Raw genomic sequence first — 19,616 nt, 5'->3', positions numbered from 1 at the left:
ATCACAAAGCGTTCGAGTATTTCTTTGGGAAGAACAAGGCTCGCTAATTGTTCTAATATCTTTGTTTCCATATAACTGCAAAGGTAACATTTTTTATTTATACCCACACCTTTTTGCTACTGTGCCCAAATAACGCTTTTGCCCTTTGCTTTTCCTTTGCCTTTCCTTTGCCTTTCCTTTCAGCCGGCGACCTTTGGTTCAGTCGGCGACCTTTGGCTCAGGGCGTTGCTACTGATTTTCTTCCATCAAACTGTACACCCTATTTAACGTGAGTTCGATGAATTCAAAACAATGAAAGCTGTGTATCAACTGTACGTTGTACATTGATACACGGCTTCTTAGGAAACATACAATAAGCAGCGATAGCTCCAAGCAGGTTCACGATGAAATTGTCAAAGCACCTGTGTCTTGAATGTTCCACTTGTGCAATATTCTTCAACTCGTCATTTACCGTTTCTATTATTGCTCGTTTCCTAAGCAGCAGCTTGTCAGACACGCTCATCAAGGCACCTTTCATGTTGTTTTTAAGTTTGGTGATAATCTGTATGCCATCCACGAACAGGCGTTGGAAAAGGTTCTTGCTGATATACCCTTTATCTCCGACCAGCTTGCCATATATGAATTCTACGAAGGCTTTGTATTCCAATGGTTTCCTGTCATCCAAATCTCCCGGGGTTATCATAAAGTTCAGCAACTCACCCCTCTCATTACATATCAGATGCAGCTTAAAGCCAAAGAACCATCCCATGGAGCACTTGCCTCTTTGCGCAATGCCCTTGAATACCTTGTGGATATGTATCCTCTGCTTCCTGCATACTCTAAGGGGAGTGCTGTCCACGAAACTTATGCCAGTACATTTTCCGAGCAGCACCTTCTTGATGAATAGAGCCAAAGGGATGGCTACTTCCTTTTCAAGTTCCACGAATCGGTTGTATGAGACAACTTTCGGGAAGAGGTGACGCATATGTCTGCATACCTTTTCTATATAGAAATGTTTCAGGCAACGATAGCCTGAATCATGAAACAGTATCATGATTACCATAATTTCTGCCTTTGACATGGTTGACTTGCGGTGATATTGCCGTTTCTTATCTGCTTTCAGTGTATATTTTTCCATCATGGCATCAAAAAACTTGCAAAAATCATCTGCAATACAAAATAATTCAGGAGTTTCCTTGAACGAAGTGAAAAACTTTGTCCTCGGTGATCATAGCGATTATTGTTTGTAATTCTTTGTATTTCAACACTATAAAGTTTTTCGCTTCGTTCAAGGAAACTCCAAAAATTTCGCTAATCACCAAATTTTCAAGCACTTATATTTCGTCGAACTCACGTTAATTTCAATAAATCTCGGGAGTTATATTGAGTATGAAAAAAAGAACCGCATACCCTTATAGACTAATTGTCTACAATGGTATGCGGTAAAATATAGGATAGTGTCTATTCTAATCTTTCCATATGTTTTCCCAAGCATTATGGAATATATTTCCTGGGAAAGGATTCTTAAATCCTAGCAATCCTTTACTCGGTCTGCCATCGTGTCCTTGCAAAAGCCCCAAATGGAGTTCCGCTGGTAGCGACAGGTTCAATGGTTTCTCGCGTTGAATTTGGTTGCAGTATCTATCATGAAGCGAATAGAGCAGCTTTATGAATTGACTGCGAGACAAAATATAATAATCAGGATTGTTGTCTTCATCTAATGAAACAAACATGTCTGAGACTATGTCTTGAACAGGTCTTCTGACGTGATGCTGTTGTGTATCTCGCTCCAATATCCAGCGTGAGCAATTCCTGACACAGTGACCATGGTAAGGTTAACAGATTTCCTGCATCCTGTTTCGGTGACGAAACGCTCCGCCTTATGGTGCAAGCTATCTGCATCGTCTTTAGTCACAGTATATTCGTTGTGCGAGAATTTCATCTCACAGATATTCACCAGATTGTCTGCCCTGTCTATGAGCATGTCTATCTGTGCACCTTTCTTTCCGTCGGCACTCGGTCCTACTCGCCATGCAAATACGTTGGTCACAACTCCGCTGATGCCAAGAGCCATTTTGATTTGGCGGATGTGCAAGAAACACAGACGCTCAAAAGCCAAACCGACCCAGGCTGACCGCAGGCTCGACAGATAATTGTGACTCCAGAATTGCTCATCGTTGGCAGTGTTGTGCTTCACGAATTTCAGATAGAACAGCGTATAATTATCAATCAAACGAAAAGTAGCCTGGTTCTTTAGCCCATACGTGGGAATTTTGCGGATAAAGCCGCATTCCTCCAAGTCTTCCAGCATACGGCTAGTCCGTCCGTTTTCTTCCAGTCCGCATTGCTTCACCAACTCGTCGCGTGTCATTCCAGAACCGTTTTCGCCAAGTTCCATCACAATTCTGACATATTTCTCTGGGTTATGGAACAACGAGTCGTAAAGCTCGTTGAATTCATAACGGAGTTTGCCATCTTCCGCAAAAATAAGTCTGTCAACATTTTGCGCTACGCTCTGCCCCCGTGTCAAAAGTGACCAATAAAAAGGTACTCCTCCGAACACCATGTAGTATTCCAACAGATCATAGTGCGAGGCCTGAATCTTTCGGCTTTTCATATATTGTTCGCATTCATAGAGCGTGAAAGGCATGACTGACAATCGATATGTCACACGATTGTGCAACCCTCCGTGATTCTTCAGTACCTTGTTGATAATCCACGATGTTGCCGATCCACAGATGATTAGCAGTACATCCTTGCGCGCCGAAGCAAAGTTGTTCCAGAAGTACTCTATGGCAGATACAAAATTGGAGCGCGGTGTGTCCATCCAAGGAATCTCGTCAATAAAAACCACTTTCTTCCTTTCTTTACTTTGGCGGATGAGTTGGCGCAGTAAGGAAAACGCCTCCATCCAATCTTCGGGAACCTTCACCTTACCCATTCCGGCATCTGCCAGTGAATCACGGAAAGCGCGAAGCTGCATCCGCATATTGCCCTTTGCTACTCCAGAATGTTCAAATGTGAAGGTGTAGTTGAAAGTCTCCCGTACAAGGAATGTCTTGCCCACCCTGCGACGGCCATACACCACGGCAAATTCCGAATACTCCGACTCGTATGCCTCATGCAGTTCTCTCTGTTCTTTGTCTCTGCCTATAATCATAATCTATGCTGATTTTTGTGTGTAAAGGTACGAAATAATTTCTTATAAAGTGTCGAAACTCGTAATTATTTTGCCTATTTCGACGTTTTTGATGAGCATTATGGTTGTAACACCATTATTTGTCTAATTCCAGCGCCCCCTAATTGAATAATGACCATTTACATTTAGAACGAACTATATAGCTATACATTGCACATTTCCTGTATTTTTGTGGTTTATAAAAGTTAAATACATTAAATCTTCATCTTTTTCTAAATCGTCAGGACCTGCGTCATCACTTTTCTACCGTTTAACGTGCAATCCGTTGATACAAAACGACTTGCAAATACTACTTCTGAATTCCATACTCCGCCGCCTTCTTTTTTATATTGTCCAGAACTTTAGCGTCAGTTCCGACAAGCTCTAATATCTTATTGTAAATGGTTTGACTCTCTTAGTGAATTATTGGGATGTGATGCTACCACTTATTATTCTGCCCCATTGGATTTTTGTGTGTCACGTGGTTATATTGAGATTTCAAATAAAAGAGTTATTATTACCCCATTAGGTTTTAAGTATTATGGAGCATTGTTTTCCTTGTTTTATGCTTCATGGTAATTTGGTAAATGTTTTATCCCGAAAATAAGATTTCGGGATAAAAGTTATTTTATGCCATCGCGCTTATCATTCTTCTGAAGTCATAGACATGGAATTTTACTCTTCCATTTTTGAGATGGAAGGTATGGAGATAATTTCTCATTTGGGCTTTAGTACGTTGGATAGGGCAATCATCGTCCATATAGCACTCTTGATGTGAAAGTAAATAATCATAGGCAGGAACTCCAAAATAGTCCTCGATAGTGTCAAGATGCCAATGGCATATATGACCATCTTCTTGATATCCGAATAGCTCTTTAGCCTTGTACAGCCAATCCTCTATCGGTCTTCCAGTCTCTTTATCTTTGCCTGATTTGTGATAGTAATACTTGAGGCTATAAAGAATTGAAGAATAGTCTTTCAAGTCGAAGTCTTGGTATAATTCATGTTCTTCCATGTTATTAATGTTTTTAGTTCAGAAATGTTTTATAAAAAAACCGCAAGCTTCTGATATTCAGCTACTTGCGGATTTTAAAAGCGGAGAGAGAGGCTCTCGAACCTATGCTTTCAAGAAATATCATAAAATTGCAAATCACTGATAATCATATACTATCTAAAGCGCAGAGTAAATCTAAATCTTTCTGAATATCTTTTGCTATTCCAAATATTGGGTGTATATTTGGGTGTAGAATTTCAAACGCACCCAATTATGAATATCAAACGTAACATCATTTTTGCATTGGAAAGCCGGAAAAAGAACGGTGTGCCAATCGTAGAGAACGTACCCATCCGTATGCGTGTCATATACGCAAGCCAACGCATCGAGTTTACAACAGGCTACCGGATTGACGTAGCCAAATGGGATGCCGACAAACAACGGGTAAAGAACGGATGCACCAACAAACTAAAACAAAGCGCATCCGAAATCAATGCGGACTTGCTGAAATATTATGCCGAGATTCAAAACGTGTTCAAGGAGTTTGAGGTACAGGAAACCATACCGACCACCCAACAGCTAAAGGATGCGTTCAACCTGCGGATGAAAGACACCAGCGAAGAGCAGCAGGAAGAAACACAAATAAGTTTTTGGGAAGTATTCGATGAGTTTGTAAAGGAGTGTGGCAATCAGAATAACTGGACGGCATCCACCTACGAGAAATTCTCAGCAGTGAAAAACCACCTCAAAGAGTTCAAGGAAGATGTAACCTTTGAATACTTCAACGAGTTCGGCTTGAACGAGTATGTAAATTTCCTGCGTGACAAAAAGGATATGAGGAACAGCACCATCGGCAAACAGATGGGATTCCTCAAATGGTTTCTGCGCTGGAGCTTCAAGAAAGGGCATCATCAGAATATTGCATACGACACTTTCAAGCCCAAATTGAAAACCACCTCTAAAAAGGTGATATTCCTGACTTGGGACGAATTGAACAGGCTGAAAGATTATCGGATACCGAAAGACAAACAATATCTGGAACGTGTCAGGGATGTTTTTCTGTTCTGTTGCTTCACAAGCCTGCGATATTCAGATGTTCGTAATCTGAAAAGAAGCGATGTGAAACCCGACCACATCGAAGTTACCACAGTCAAAACGGCAGACAGCCTGATAATTGAACTGAACGACCACAGTAAAACCATACTCGAAAAATACAAGGAAGTCCATTTTGAAAACCACATGGCACTGCCTGTTATCAGCAATCAGAAGATGAATGATTATCTGAAAGAACTGGGGGAACTGGCTGAAATCAACGAGCCTGTACGGGAAACATATTATAAAGGAAATGAACGTATAGATGAAGTCACCCCGAAATACGCATTATTAACCACCCATGCAGGAAGAAGAACATTCATCTGTAATGCGCTGGCTCTCGGTATTCCGGCACAAGTCGTGATGAAATGGACGGGGCACAGTGACTATAAAGCCATGAAACCCTATATTGACATAGCGGATGATATTAAGGCAAATGCCATGAACAAGTTTAACCAACTATAAAAGTATCAATCAGTTTCATAGATTATCAGCTATTTGAATTATATTTGCGACAACAATAAACATTAGAATGGAAAATAACAGAGAATATCATATAGGAAGAACGGACTTTGACGCATTTGTTCATGCCGTCGGTTCGGAAATAGAACAGGCGCAAGTCCGGCTGATTGCCGCAGCCAATGCGCAAATGCTGTTCCATTACTGGAAAATGGGCAACTATATCCTGTATCATCAGAACTTGCAAGGCTGGGGAAGCAAAATCATCAAGCAACTGGCAAAGGCTATCCGGTTCAATTACCCCGAAAAGAAAGGTTATTCGGAGCGTAACCTTACTTATATGTGCCAATTTGCACGGTCATATCCGTTGAACGTGCTACGAAGTTTCATTGATACAGACACAAGGCTGTCTGTTCCAAGCATACAGAATGTTACAGATGAAGTATTGAAACTGAACAACGGACAATTTACGCAGGAACTTACTGCGCAAATACAATCCGCTGATTGTCAATCTTTAGAAATTACGCAGGAAGTTCCTGCGCAAATTCAGGATGTGGAGAAAACAGTTTCTGCCATTTACAGGATGGAGATTAGGGAAATAGAAAAAGTTTTCCTGAAATCCCCTGTTGCCAAAATAAACTGGGCAAGCCAAATGGTCATACTTAACGGTTCGTTACCGTTAGGCATAGGATATTGGTATATGAAACAGGCTGTAGAAATGGGCTGGAGTAGCAATGTGCTGAAAATGCAAATTGAAAACAACCTATATAACAGACAAATCAACAACAACAAGGTAAACAATTTCACAGCCACACTTCCAGCACCACAAAGCGACCTTGCCAATTACCTATTGAAAGACCCGTACATCTTCGATTTGGCTGGAGCGAAAGAAAAGGCAGACGAAAGGGACATAGAAGAGCAGCTGGTAAAGCACGTTACCCGTTATTTGTTGGAAATGGGCAATGGTTTTGCCTTTGTCGCCCGGCAGAAGCATTTTCAAATAGGTAACAGTGATTTCTTTGCCGACTTGATTCTATATTCTATTCCGCTACACGCATACATTGTTGTAGAACTGAAAGCTACTCCATTCAAACCGGAGTATGCAGGGCAACTGAATTTCTACATCAATGTGGTGGATGACAAACTGAGGGGAAAAAATGACAACAAGACTATCGGGCTGTTGCTGTGCAAAGGAAAAGATGAGGTGGTAGCACAATACGCATTGACAGGCTACGACCAACCGATAGGCATCAGCGATTATCAACTGAGCAAGGCTATACCCGAAAACTTGAAATCAGCTTTGCCAAGTGTGGAAGAGGTGGAAGAAGAACTGGCATCTTTCCTTGACAAGGACAATAATCCCCAAAATTGAAGTCTATGGCAGGAGAAATAAACAAACTGATTCCCCAATATGGAGAACTCAATAGAATATATAATGATTGGGTAACCAATTATGCTTTTTCTTTTGACAAGCAGAAATTCATCACCGACTTTTACAGGCAGCACAATGATACAAAGGCTTTTGAAGCCGCTATCCTTGAACTGGTACTTGACAAGCAGAAAGAACAATACACATTGATTCTCAATAGTCTGAAAATCGAAATAGAAAAAAATATACGGGCTTATGAAACAAAACCGCTGAATGATGACGTCATAAAGCGTGTGTGTTTTCACTACGCAGACAGGCATAATTCTGCAATTAAAGACCAGTTGGAGATTACCACCAAGTTGCACGAGCCTTTGAATGACGCATACCACAGATATGATTTCATTGGTTTTCGGGAGCATACGGACGAAGAAGAAATACAGGCAGAAAAGGAATATGAACGCTGCAAGGCTGAATACGACAAGGAAAAGAAAGAATTGGATAAACTTTATGAACTGCAAAAGCAAGACAGGAAAGAGGCTTTTCAATATATAGAAAACCTTTCCGGCAATGTTTACCGCCTAAGTCTTCTTTTTATGGAAGTCCTAAAAAAGTACCTTCCTAATGATAGGGAAGAAAAACAGCAGGATGAACCAGTCAAGCAAAACGAACAAGAAGAAGTACAGAATAGCCCGGAGGGACAACATGAATATTTTGACATGAAGCAGCTTTCGCCCATTCATGAAACCTGTGTCGGGGAACAGTTCGAAGCCATTACCATAGCGGATTTCTATGCCAATATAAACCTGTACCCCTGCAAGAATAAACTAAAAATCAAGGCAAGGGAAAAGATACGGGTGTGTTACCTGATATTCCTGATGAGCGAGAAACTATCCAAGCAATACAGGGATGAATGGAGAAGCCAAATATTAAAATTGTTGGATATTGACGAGAGCTATTACAGGTCGAAATACAAAGAACCTGTTTCCGATTTTCCGAGTGACAGCAACCAGAAATTCGCAAAGGAAATGGAAAGCATATTCGGATAATTCGTGATATAACCTGACATTCTACGAAATTACCACTTTTACCACTCAAATTAATTTTTGAGTGGTATTTTTATTGTCTGATATTTAATGAGATAGCGCAGTATCCCATTTGTATTATCCACATCCTTACCACTTACAGCCATACCTAATTTTGCATCGTTCGAGAACAGAAATAACAGCCAGTGCGCAGGGCTGATTGTTTAACGACTAAATAGATTGGACGATGACAAATCTTCAAGAGTTATTATTAAAACCCGTCTGGCAGATGACAGGCGAAGAGTTCATATTTCTAAGCAAGTACGCTTCCAACCAAACGGAAGCGCAGCCACAGCCCGTTACGGACACAGAAAGAAAGTATGTGTACGGAATACTTGGCATTGCCAAATTGTTCGGGTGCAGTCTGCCTACCGCCAACCGTATAAAGAAAAGCGGAAAGATAGACAAAGCCATTACGCAAATAGGGCGCAAGATTATCGTGGATGCGGAACTTGCCCTTGAACTGGCTGGAAAGAAAACCGGAGGACGAAAATAACGGGAGGTGTACTTATGGATTATATGAAAGATATAAAAGAAATATCGGCGGAAGAAGCCGTAATCCTTTGGCAAGCCTCACGCCTGAGCCTGTCGAAAATCTATGAGAAAGCACCTGAGATTCTAAAAGTGCAAGGTTCGGTCATTGGTACACTGGGTAATTTCAGTGCATCAATCGGCAAAGCCAAAAGCAAAAAGACTTTCAATGTGTCGGCTATCGTGGCGGCAGCATTGAAGAATGGTACAGTGCTAAGATATGTGGCGGAACTACCCGAAGAGAAACGGAAAATCCTGTATGTGGACACGGAACAAAGTCCTTATCATTGTCTGAAAGTCATGAAACGTATTTTACGGATGGCTGGGCTTCCAGATGACAGGGACAATGAGCATCTGGAATTTCTTGCTTTGAGGAAATACACGCCCGAACAGCGTATCAGGATTGTAGAGCAGGCTATTTACAATACGCCTGACATAGGGCTTGTAATCATAGACGGCATCCGTGACATGGTATATGACATCAACAGCCCCGGTGAATCGACACGCATCATATCAAAGCTGATGCAGTGGACGGACGACAGGCAGATACATATCCACACGATACTCCACCAAAACAAGGGCGATGAGAACGCAAGGGGGCATATCGGTACGGAACTGAACAACAAGGCTGAAACTGTCCTTCTTGTGGAAAAGGACAAGAGCAATGGAGATATAAGCAATGTTTCAGCCATGCACATACGGGCAATGGACTTCGAGCCTTTTTCATTTCGCATCAATGACAATGCCATACCTGAACTGTTGGAGGGTTACAAGCCCGAAACCAAGAAACCGGGAAGACCGAAAGAGGAAAAGTTCGACCCTTACAGGCATATCACCGAACAGCAGCACCGCATCGCATTGGAAGCAGTTTTCGGGCTGAAAGAGGAATATGGCTACAAGGAACTGGAGGACACCTTAATTAAGACTTATGTGTCTGTGGGGGTAAAGTTGAACCACAAAAAGGCGGTATCGCTCATCACCATGCTTCGGAACAAACGGATGATAGTACAGGAGAACGGCAGGAAATACACGTTCAAGCCAGACTTTCACTATTAGACCGTCTAACCTGTAATCACTTCACTTTATTCGGCAGGTCTATATATTAAGGATAAAGCGAAGCGATTGCAGAGAATGTAAAACCGCTTCACTTTATTACCGTATCCTATATATACGAAAATAAAGTGAAGTGATTATACAGACCGTACTTCATAAAAAGGTACGGGCGAAAAGAGAAATAAATATTCCAACCATTATTCAAACACTCATCTTATTATGGATATACAAACAGCAAAACAAATCAGGATAGCGGATTTTCTGTACAGTTTGGGACATTCTCCCGTCAAGCAGCAAGGTATCAACCTGTGGTATAAATCCCCGTTACGGGAAGAGACAGAGCCCTCGTTCAAAATAAATACCGAACGCAACCAATGGTATGATTTTGCAATTGGTAAAGGTGGAAATATCATTGCACTGGCACAGGAACTCTACTATTCCGACTATGTACCTTATCTTCTACAGAAAATCGAGGAACAGACTCCGCACATCCGTCCCGTATCTTTCTCTTTTGGCAAGCAGTCATTTTCCGAACCGAGTTTTCAGGAGTTGGACATTGTACAGCTGACTTCTCCTGCCCTGCTTGCCTATCTACAGGAAAGAGGGATAAACACGGCACTGGCGAAAAGAGAATGTAAGGAAGCCCGTTTCACCCACAACGGCAAACGTTATTTCGCCATTGCTTTTCCGAACATATCGGGTGGATATGAAATCCGCAACCGATATTTCAAGGGATGTATCGCACCAAAAGAAATATCCCATATCAGACAGTCAGGAAAGCCAAGGAGTGCATGTTACGTTTTTGAGGGATTTATGGATTACCTTTCCTTTCTGACCTTAAGACTGGAAAGCTGTCCGCAATCACCCGACTTCGACAGACAGGATTACATAGTTCTTAATTCCGTAGCCAATGTTCCCAAGGCACTCTATCCGTTGGGAAGCTATGAGCGCATCCACTGTTTCTTTGACAATGACCGTGCAGGAATGGAAGCAATACAGCAAATCAGAAAGGAGTATGATGCTACCCGGTATATACGTGACGCCTCGCAAATCTACAGTGGATGTAAAGATCTGAACGAATATTTACAGAAACGAATAGCCGATAGGAAAGAGCAAGCGCAATCTGTCAAAAAGAGGAATGATACACTATCCAAGAAACCGAAAGGCTTCCGGTTATAGCCCACTATAACTACACGCTTCGCTTTCGTAGTTGTGGGCTCTCCCGAGGGGATTAGGGCTTTGCCCTAATGACCCACTCAGGGCGTTTCACCCCTGAGAACCCCGAGCAAAGAGTGACCCTCTCTTTGCAATCTCCGCTTATGGGTTACCCCTAAGAACCCCTCTGCGAAAGCGAGCAAAGTAAATCAATTGTAAACAAAGGAAAGAAGCTATGGCAACAAAATCAAGCATACATATCAAGCCTTGCAACATCGCATCGAGCGAGGCACACAACCGAAGGACTGCCGAGTATATGCGTAATATCGGGGAGTCCAGAATCTATGTCGTTCCCGAACTTTCCACCGATAACGAACAGTGGATAAATCCCGACTTCGGCACTCCCGAACTGCGAACTCATTATGACAATATCAAGCAAATGGTCAAGGAAAAGACCGGACGTGCCATGCAGGAAAAGGAAAGGGAACGCAAGGGAAAGAATGGAAAGATTATCAAGGTGGCGGGATGCTCACCCATCCGTGAAGGAGTATTGCTTATCAGACCGGACACCACACTGGCTGATGTACGCAAATTCGGTGAAGAGTGCCAAAGACGCTGGGGCATCACTCCGCTACAGATTTTCCTGCATAAAGACGAAGGGCATTGGCTGAACGGTCAGCCGGAAGCAGAAGACAAGGAGAGCTTCCAAGTCGGTAACAGATGGTTCAAACCAAATTATCATGCTCATGTCGTATTCGACTGGATGAACCATGAAACTGGAAAGAGCCGAAAGCTCAATGACGAGGATATGGCAACCATGCAGACCCTTGCTTCCGATATTCTCCTGATGGAACGTGGACAGGCAAAAGCTGTCACAGGTAAAGAGCATCTGGAACGAAATGATTTCATCATTGAGAAGCAGAAAGCCGAACTGCAACGTATAGAGGAAACCAAGCGACACAAGGAACAACAAGTAAGCCTTGCCGAACAGGAACTCAAACAGGTAAAAGCAGAGATACGCACGGACAAACTAAAGAAAACAGCCACCAATGCTGCTACCGCCATAGCAAGCGGTGTAGGTTCTCTTTTCGGAAGCGGTAAGCTGAAAGAACTGGAACATCACATCGAGCAGCTACATCAGGAAATTACCAAACGGGACAAAGCTACTGATGAATTAAAAATTCAGATACAACAAATACAGGAACAGCATAGCAGACAAATTCGTAATCTTCAAAGAATACATAATCAAGAACTTGAAGCCAAAGACAAGGAAATATCACGATTGAGCACCTTGCTTGAAAAAGCCCACAAATGGTTTCCCATGTTCAAAGAGATGTTGAGAATGGAAAAATTATGCGCTGTTATCGGGTTTACCAAAGACATGATAGAAAACCTCTTGACAAAGAAAGAATCCATACAATGTAGTGGCAAAATTTATTCCGAAGAACACAGGTGGAAATTTGACATCAAGAATGATATTTTTAGGGTTGAGAAACATCCGATGGATAGTGGTAAGCTTATGCTGACCATAAACCGACAACCCATAGTACAATGGTTTAAGGAACAATGGGAAAAGTTACAGCAGAATCTACGTAACTCGGTGCAGAGAGAGCAAAAATCCAGAGGATTTAGAATATAGAATAGCCTATTATTAATAAAATCAAGTATCTATGCATCCAAACAGATTGTTTTTATTACAGAATCAAAATCCTAAGAATTTATAAAAAATGAAGCCTAAAGAAGTTTTGGAAAAATGGATAGATTGCTTTAACAAAGCAGATGCTTATCATATAGCAGAGCTGTATGCTACTAATGCAGTAAATCATCAAGTCGCAAACGAACCAATAATAGGTAAAGAATCAATCTACAAAATGTTTGTGAATGAATTTGCCACTGCTAAAATGGTTTGTATGGTGGAAAATATTTTTGAAGATGGCGAATGGGCTATCATGGAATGGAAAGACTCTCTTGGACTTCGTGGATGCGGATTTTTTCATGTAAAAGATAACAAAATCGTCTTTCAAAGAGGGTATTGGGATAAACTTTCATTCTTGAAGCAACACAATCTTCCAATTGAATAAGTACTATCAGAATACGGACTGGGAAATTGAAATACCCAGTCCGAGTTATATAATGAATTTTACTTGTTAAACTATTTAAAGTCAGTTGGATAACAAACCATACCTTTCACATTCTCAGTAGCTCCAGGTATTAATTCAGCCACCATGCAATATTCATGAGAGACTTCGAAAGGAAATTCAATTCCTAAATCGATAGCCTTGCGATAGCCAAATCGAGGATAATACTCTTTATGCCCCAATACGACTGCTGTGCCGTAACCCAAAAGTGCTGCCCTCTGATGGGCTTACTGAATCAACATCCCCCCCCAATTCCCTTACGCTGGAATTCCGGCAAGACTGCCAATGGAGCTACACTCAGGGATGTGACAGACTGGGTGTCACTGTCTATCTTTACTTCTGTAAGTAAGATATACCAGACAATTTGTTTTTCTGTCATTTTCTTGTTCTTATCTAATTGTTAGGCTCATTGTTGTTATACATTGTTTAATTATAGATAAATCGTGAATATCCTTCTCTCTTAAATCGTAGCCCGAATGGAATACTTGTTGCCCTTTTGCAGAAATGCAAGGGATGCTTCTGCCTTCAAAGACTGCTGTTCCAAAATAGTCCGGTTGAAATTCATACCAGCCTCCATCCAAGTCGGCTTGTTTGGAAGTGCCGTCCGCATTCAAGACAAAAGGATGGATATCAATATAGCCTAATTCTTTGCTATACAGTTCCACACGGGTGGGCAACCAATTTGTTTCAATTTGATATCCTCTCTCCTGCAAAAGATCAAGGAGTTGGTCTGTATAATTGGCATCAAAATCAATGTCAATATCTCTATGCAAGCGGGTTTGCTGTCCGTACAAGACATCCACTCCCCAGCCTCCATCCAACCAAAACTGCATGTCCAGGCTTTCCAACAAGTCCAAAACTTGAAATAACTCTGTAATCGTAGTGTGTTCTTTCTTTGTCATATAATAATTCTTTAATAAATAATACTATGCGTAATTATCCAACTGCTTGATTGAAGAAATAAAATTTGCACCCACTCCAATCAGAAAGATAACCCATCCGCTGATCATAAAGACGGATGTGATACCCCATGCTTCCACCCAATATCCTGAAGCTACGATACCCAGCATTGATGGAAAGGTACTCAAACTAAAGATGAGAGAAAAAGTCCGTCCAAGCATGTCCGAAGCCAAGTTCTGCTGAATAATAGCGATGAAAAGCGCATGGTAAATGGAATAGGCTATGCCTCCTGTAAATGTTAGGCAAACAAAACCTATAAATGCGCTTGATGGTAAATAACTGGCGCTAATCAGATACAATCCCAATATCACATAAGCCGTATGCATCACTAATGTTTGCTTGCTTTTCAAAGCCTTACAGGCAAGTACTAAACCGCCCAACAATGCCCCTGAGCCCCAACCCATTTCCACAACTCCCATTTGCAAAATGTTTCCGTTGAAATGCAGAAGCGTCATAAAAGGAAATAACGTAAAAACAGGCATAAGGACAAAAGTCACCAGCGTAAAGCATACGAATAAAGGCAAAATGCCCATTGTACGCCGCAAGGTATGCCAACATTCCGTCAGTTCTTTTTTGAAATCTGGAAGAACTTTCGTTTTTTGAAGAGAAGGAATCTGGACACAAAGTAAGGTCAGACAAGCAGCAACAGCTCCGATCACATCTATGAGCAGAATATACTGTATGGGAAGCCAAACAACGAGGCTTGCCCCTACAACGGGAGCTATCACCTCACTGAAGGATTGAATGGAATGGTACAAACCTGATACCCTGACAAGATGGTGCTTGGGAACCAGTAGAGGGATGCTTGCCTGTAAAGCAGGTGCATGAAACGTACTGCCTATTGAACGACAAGCAGTCAATAGATAAAAAAAAGAAAGGTCTTTATAACCCTTGGTTATCACAATAAAAAGACATAGGGTACAGAACGCGATGAACAAGTCCGAATAAAACATCGTTTTCTTTCGATTCCATCTGTCAACATAGACCCCGGCAAACAAGCCTAATACAAATTGTGGTAAAAATCCAGCTAAAATAGCCAGAGATAAAGCTGTCGGGGATTTAAATTCGTTGCTAATCCAAAAAATAATGGAGAAGCCAACAATCGTACTTGTTAAAATAGATATGAGTTGGCCTATTCCTATCACTGCCAAAGTTGATTTCCAATGATTCATTGTGCTAATATTTCATGCGTTTATAGATAAGTACTTTCGTACATTAAGCAAAACGAAATTCTATCCACACAAAAAACTTGTATTATAATCCACTCCTGACGTTGGAATACAATAACAAATACTTTCAGGACGATGTAAAGTCCTGAAAAATCAAACTGAATGGATAGATAAATATTAGTCTTTTCTCATCGGATTCTTTTAATATCGCTACTCTTTTATTATGTAGTGGTTGTATTATCTTAAATAAAACAAAAACACCCGACTTTACATTCTTGGGTGTAAAACTGGGTGTTTGTTTTGCAATCTGCTGATTTTCAGCGTTTGTTGCGGAGAGAGAGGGATTCGAACCCCCGGTGCCTCTCAGCACGACGGTTTTCAAGACCGTTGTAATCGACCACTCTACCATCTCTCCTTCTGTTAGAAACAGGCTCTTGGTCTAAAAGCGGTGCAAAGGTATGGCTTTTTTCCGTAACTGCCAAAAATATGATGTACAAATTCATGGATTTAACATCCGTTAATGATTTTGCTCGTTGTAACAACTGAGCCATGTGAAGAACTAACGACCTGGCAAGGGCGGGCGCGGAATTATGCCGTGGTGAAGCCTTTATGCCACTTCGCAATTTCAACGTAACATTTATCACACAAAGCATGCTTATCTGCTGTAAAAAACCTTATGTTTTTTTGCTGAATAAAAAAAATGTAGTAAATTTGCAAAAGAGATAATTCATATTTGCTACCAACCAAAAACTGATTGTTATGGCGAACAATGATGATAGTCCGAAGGATGAGATATGGACTGACCCTATCGAGGAGAGACAAATAGACAAATTTGTCTGTGACGAAGTTGGGAGACAGATTCACAGATATATAAAGGCCATGTCCGGGTCGAAGAACACGATGCTCAAGTTTGAGGAACGTCTGAGCAGCATGTCACAACGAGAGAAAGAGCATGCGATAGCACTATATATAGACCTGAACAGGAAGGTGCTCAGCGGCTTGGACTGGAAGATTGTGCTGACCCGTGCGATGGCAAACTATTGCGACACGTTCAGCTACATGCTTCAGATGGTAAACGACAAGCGCCGCTGGGTATACTATCTGAATAGGATAAAAGGCAAGTACATAAGATTCCACGAGGTATACGAGGAGAACGGCAAATATGGCATCAAGGATGCCGATGGCAACATACTGCTTTCTGCCCAGTACGATTTCCTCCGCACCCCATACGTCTACGTCGACGACCTGCGCACCATGCCAATCATTGCGCAGAAGAACGGCAAGATGGGGCTTGTTCTTCCCGACCGCAAGGACACCGTTGTGGCAGACTTCATCTACGACAACATCTCGCTGCGTGATGAGCCTCCGTACTTCGAGGCTACATGTGGAGAAGAAACCACGTTGTTATGACTGCGCACCATATCTGAATAACTAACGTACAGATTGACAATGATAAAAAGGATACTATCTTTTATCGAGATAATGATATCATGGATAGCGGTTTTCGTTTTACAGAAACCGCTATTTATGGCTATAAACCATGACAAGCTTCCGGAGGACACTACGCTGTCCAACTGGCTGGACGTGATGTTCCATGGCCTGACTCTCGACATTTCCATGTCGGGCTATCTTATGATTGTCCCCGCCCTGCTCCTGATAGCCAGCGTATGGGTACGCCAGCAGATTGTCTGCCGCATACTTGCCGTATACTTTGTGCTTTCGTCGCTATTTGTATCGGCAGCGTTTGTTGTCAATGCCGGACTCTACCGCCATTGGGGATTTCCTTTAGACTCCACACCCGTATTCTATTTGCTGTCATCTCCAAGAGATGCCATGGCAAGCATGACAGGCGAAATTATCTGGGGCGGCACACTCGCTATACTGCTCTTGGCTGCAGCCATTTCCGCCCTGCTCCTGTATGTTAGCCTGGGCATTAGACACAGTGGGTTTCTCGATCCACACCGTGGAGGCAACCGCCTTGCCACAACCATTGTGCTGAGCGTTCTGTCCTTGCTGCTGATTATTCCCATCAGGGGTGGCCTCACCGTCTCTACGGCCAATACGGGCAAGGTTTATTTCTCAGACTGCGCTTTCCTGAACCATTCCGCCGTAAACCCGATGTTTAGCTTCATTGAGTCCGTGAGGCATCAGGAGAATTTCAAAGAGCAATACCGATACATGCCGGCGGAGGAGGCTGAAAGTCTGTTCTGTCACATGACCGATACGCGTTCTGACTCAACAATCACATTGCTCAGCACACAACGTCCCGACATATACATTATTATAATGGAGAGTTTCTCCATGAAACTTTGGGAGACGGATGCCGTGCCTCAGCTGCAATCAATTGCCAAGGACGGACTGATGTTCACGAGATTCTATGCCAACTCATTCCGTACCGACAGGGGGCTGGTGGCCATACTGAGCGGATTTCCTGCACAACCAAACATGAGCCTGATGAAATACCCCAAGAAGACGGCTAACCTGCCTTCTATAGCCCGCCACTTGAAAGAGGCCGGATATGGAACAAAATACTACTATGGTGGTGACGCCGACTTCACCAACATGCGCTCTTATCTTGTCAGCCAGGGCATTAACGACATTGTCTCTGACATGTCATTCCCTGTGAAAGATAGAATGAGTAAATGGGGAGTGCCAGACGACAAATTGTTTGAGCGTCTGAAGGCCGACCTGAAGGATGACAGAGCAGGTGTCCCCATGCTTCGCATCATACAGACATCAAGCTCGCACGAGCCCTTTGACGTTCCATACAACAGGCTTGCTGACGAACGGCTCAATGCCTTCGCCTTCGCTGATTCGTGCGTAGGCAACTTCGTCTCGGCGCTAAAGGCAAGCCCGCAGTGGAAGAACAGCCTTGTCATACTTCTTCCTGACCATCAAGGATGCTGGCCCATCGGCATCAGCAACGAGGACCTCGGCCACTATCACATACCGATGATATGGACTGGCGGAGCCTTGGCAAAAGGCGGAGAAGTAGACATCATCGGAAGCCAGCAGGACTTGGCGGCGACACTCCTGGGACAGCTGAACATCAATCACGACGACATGCTGTTCAGCAAGGATATGCTCAATCCGGCTGTTCCACACTTTGCCTTCTTCACCGTGAACGACTTGTTCGGTATGATAACAGAAGACAACAGCCTGATATTCGACAACAAATCCAAGCGGGCTGTCATGGACGATGGCAAGTCTGCTGGTGCGAACATTGAACCCGGGAAGGCATATCTGCAGAAGCTATATGATGTAATCGGGGATTTGTGATTGCCAACAAAATGATTTATACACCTTCAGTATAACCACACAGGAAGAAGCAAATATGGAAATTCTCCCAATAGCACATTTCGAGTCGCCATTCCCCTCAAAGTTTGGCATTCCCAAACAGAGCGGGCTTGTCAGTGAGCTACGTGGAAGGATAGTATTCACACGAGAATACCGCAACAGAGACGCGTTGCGCGGACTGGAAAACTTCGACTATATATGGCTGATATGGGAATTCTCGGCAAATAAGCATAAGGCCAACAGCCTTGTTGTCAGACCGCCTCTACTCGGAGGCAATACCCGCATTGGAGTCTTCGCCACGCGCTCACCCTTTAGACCCAACAATCTCGGCTTGTCGTCTGTACGCATCGACAGTATTGACCTTGATACCACACGCGGACCAATAATCAATGTCCTGGGGGCAGACCTGATGGATGGCACACCAATATATGACATCAAGCCATATATCGTTTACGCTGATAGCCACCCTGATGTTCGTAACGGATTTGTCGACAGCACCCCAATAAGAAGACTGAAGGTGGTAATTCCCGAACAACTTGCCACCAGGCTTGCCCCCGAACAACTGTCAGCACTACGTAAGACCCTGGAGCTCGACCCACGCCCACACTATCACGACGATGCTACAAAAGTATACGGTATGCCCTTCTGTGATATGGACATCCATTTCCGTGTAAATGGGGATACGTTATATGTTATAGAGGACTAAGGTCTGAGGTCTGAGGTCAAAGCATTGCATCCGCCCACGCAAAGCATTGCATCTGCCCACGCAAAGCTTTGCATCTGCCCACGCAAAGCTTTGCATCCGTCCACGCAAAGCTTTGCATTTGCCTACGCAAAGCTTTGCATTTGCCTACGCAAAGCATTGCCTTCATTTAGGAGTCCCATCCCCATGTTTTTTTCCACAGAGCCCTCAGCCCTTAGACCTTAGTCCTTAGACCTCAAATAAAAAAGCCCGGCCTTCCGAAGAAGAACCGGGCTAATGAAAGGAGGAGTGGTGCCACCAGGAATCGAACCGGGGACACAAGGATTTTCAGTCCTTTGCTCTACCAACTGAGCTATGGCACCCTCTTGTGTTTTGCGGATGCAAAGGTAATACAATAATTTCTAAACAAAGAAGTATAAGAATAGAAATCTACTGGTATTAATAATTATTAACAATC

General features: G+C 42.8%; 16 protein-coding genes and 2 tRNA genes. 11 read left to right on the top strand and 7 right to left on the bottom strand.

The window, feature by feature from the left end:
• Positions 1 to 283: 283 nt before the first annotated feature.
• From CIL02_RS05515 to CIL02_RS05500, 3 genes are all read right to left on the bottom strand, one after another.
• Positions 284 to 1,120 carry an IS982 family transposase gene (locus tag CIL02_RS05515; protein WP_141210137.1) on the bottom strand — a complete coding sequence of 279 codons (837 nt, stop codon included), beginning with the start codon at positions 1,118 to 1,120 and terminating at the stop codon, positions 284 to 286.
• Between the two features lie 600 nt (positions 1,121 to 1,720).
• Positions 1,721 to 3,139, bottom strand: a complete 1,419-nt coding sequence (locus CIL02_RS05505; RefSeq protein ID WP_094399737.1) for an ATP-binding protein — start codon at positions 3,137 to 3,139, stop codon at positions 1,721 to 1,723.
• A gap of 646 nt (positions 3,140 to 3,785) precedes the next feature.
• Positions 3,786 to 4,172 (bottom strand): hypothetical protein, encoded by a 387-nt coding sequence (locus CIL02_RS05500; protein WP_094399735.1) that lies wholly within the window; start codon positions 4,170 to 4,172, stop codon positions 3,786 to 3,788.
• Between the two features lie 252 nt (positions 4,173 to 4,424).
• Between CIL02_RS05500 and CIL02_RS05495 the strand changes: the two genes are divergently transcribed.
• The 8 genes from CIL02_RS05495 to CIL02_RS05460 all read left to right on the top strand — a co-directional run bounded on the left by CIL02_RS05495 (position 4,425) and on the right by CIL02_RS05460 (position 12,973).
• On the top strand, positions 4,425 to 5,708 hold the full coding sequence (locus CIL02_RS05495) for a site-specific integrase (protein ID WP_004292952.1): 1,284 nt from the start codon (positions 4,425 to 4,427) through the stop codon (positions 5,706 to 5,708).
• A gap of 67 nt (positions 5,709 to 5,775) precedes the next feature.
• On the top strand, positions 5,776 to 7,074 hold the full coding sequence (locus tag CIL02_RS05490) for a YhcG family protein (protein WP_004292951.1): 1,299 nt from the start codon (positions 5,776 to 5,778) through the stop codon (positions 7,072 to 7,074).
• A 5-nt stretch (positions 7,075 to 7,079) separates the two neighbouring features.
• On the top strand, positions 7,080 to 8,117 hold the full coding sequence (locus tag CIL02_RS05485; RefSeq protein ID WP_004292950.1) for a hypothetical protein: 1,038 nt from the start codon (positions 7,080 to 7,082) through the stop codon (positions 8,115 to 8,117).
• Positions 8,118 to 8,340: 223 nt separating this feature from the next.
• The gene (locus CIL02_RS05480) at positions 8,341 to 8,649 is read left to right on the top strand and encodes a DUF3853 family protein (RefSeq protein WP_004292949.1); all 309 of its coding nucleotides are present in this window, start codon (positions 8,341 to 8,343) and stop codon (positions 8,647 to 8,649) included.
• 14 nt (positions 8,650 to 8,663) lie between these two features.
• A complete protein-coding gene (locus CIL02_RS05475; RefSeq protein ID WP_094399733.1) occupies positions 8,664 to 9,740 on the top strand; it encodes an AAA family ATPase in 1,077 nt (358 codons plus the stop codon).
• 216 nt (positions 9,741 to 9,956) lie between these two features.
• Complete coding sequence (locus tag CIL02_RS05470) at positions 9,957 to 10,916, top strand: toprim domain-containing protein (RefSeq protein WP_005795604.1); 960 nt, start codon at positions 9,957 to 9,959, stop codon at positions 10,914 to 10,916.
• A gap of 211 nt (positions 10,917 to 11,127) precedes the next feature.
• Positions 11,128 to 12,531: a hypothetical protein gene (locus tag CIL02_RS05465; RefSeq protein ID WP_004308779.1), complete on the top strand. Its 1,404-nt coding sequence runs from the start codon at positions 11,128 to 11,130 to the stop codon at positions 12,529 to 12,531.
• A gap of 88 nt (positions 12,532 to 12,619) precedes the next feature.
• Positions 12,620 to 12,973, top strand: a complete 354-nt coding sequence (locus CIL02_RS05460; RefSeq protein ID WP_004308780.1) for a nuclear transport factor 2 family protein — start codon at positions 12,620 to 12,622, stop codon at positions 12,971 to 12,973.
• Between the two features lie 446 nt (positions 12,974 to 13,419).
• Here the strand turns inward: CIL02_RS05460 and lnu(AN2) are convergent, their stop codons facing one another.
• The 3 genes from lnu(AN2) to CIL02_RS05435 form a co-directional block, all read right to left on the bottom strand.
• Entirely contained in the window at positions 13,420 to 13,932 is a 513-nt protein-coding gene (lnu(AN2), locus tag CIL02_RS05450; RefSeq protein ID WP_004308783.1) for a lincosamide nucleotidyltransferase Lnu(AN2), read from the bottom strand.
• A 24-nt stretch (positions 13,933 to 13,956) separates the two neighbouring features.
• Positions 13,957 to 15,162, bottom strand: coding sequence for a macrolide efflux MFS transporter Mef(En2) (gene mef(En2) / locus CIL02_RS05445; RefSeq protein ID WP_005786079.1), 1,206 nt, complete (start codon positions 15,160 to 15,162; stop codon positions 13,957 to 13,959).
• 327 nt (positions 15,163 to 15,489) lie between these two features.
• A tRNA-Ser gene (locus tag CIL02_RS05435) sits at positions 15,490 to 15,574 on the bottom strand.
• 344 nt (positions 15,575 to 15,918) lie between these two features.
• Here CIL02_RS05435 and CIL02_RS05430 point away from each other — a divergent pair.
• From CIL02_RS05430 to tsaA, 3 genes are all read left to right on the top strand, one after another.
• The gene (locus CIL02_RS05430; RefSeq protein WP_094399729.1) at positions 15,919 to 16,569 is read left to right on the top strand and encodes a hypothetical protein; all 651 of its coding nucleotides are present in this window, start codon (positions 15,919 to 15,921) and stop codon (positions 16,567 to 16,569) included.
• A gap of 117 nt (positions 16,570 to 16,686) precedes the next feature.
• Positions 16,687 to 18,438, top strand: a complete 1,752-nt coding sequence (locus tag CIL02_RS05425; protein ID WP_371589010.1) for an LTA synthase family protein — start codon at positions 16,687 to 16,689, stop codon at positions 18,436 to 18,438.
• A 55-nt stretch (positions 18,439 to 18,493) separates the two neighbouring features.
• Positions 18,494 to 19,162 (top strand): tRNA (N6-threonylcarbamoyladenosine(37)-N6)-methyltransferase TrmO, encoded by a 669-nt coding sequence (tsaA, locus tag CIL02_RS05420; RefSeq protein ID WP_094399725.1) that lies wholly within the window; start codon positions 18,494 to 18,496, stop codon positions 19,160 to 19,162.
• Between the two features lie 286 nt (positions 19,163 to 19,448).
• On the opposite strand, the gene CIL02_RS05415 is transcribed toward tsaA, so the two are convergent.
• Positions 19,449 to 19,521 (bottom strand) — tRNA-Phe (locus tag CIL02_RS05415).
• Positions 19,522 to 19,616 lie beyond the last annotated feature (95 nt).

This window comes from Prevotella sp. P3-122, from assembly GCF_002251365.1.
Classification (GTDB): Bacteria; Bacteroidota; Bacteroidia; order Bacteroidales; family Bacteroidaceae; genus Prevotella.
The sequence above is the reverse complement of the archived record's forward strand: the minus strand, read 5'-3'. Positions and strand labels throughout refer to the sequence as shown.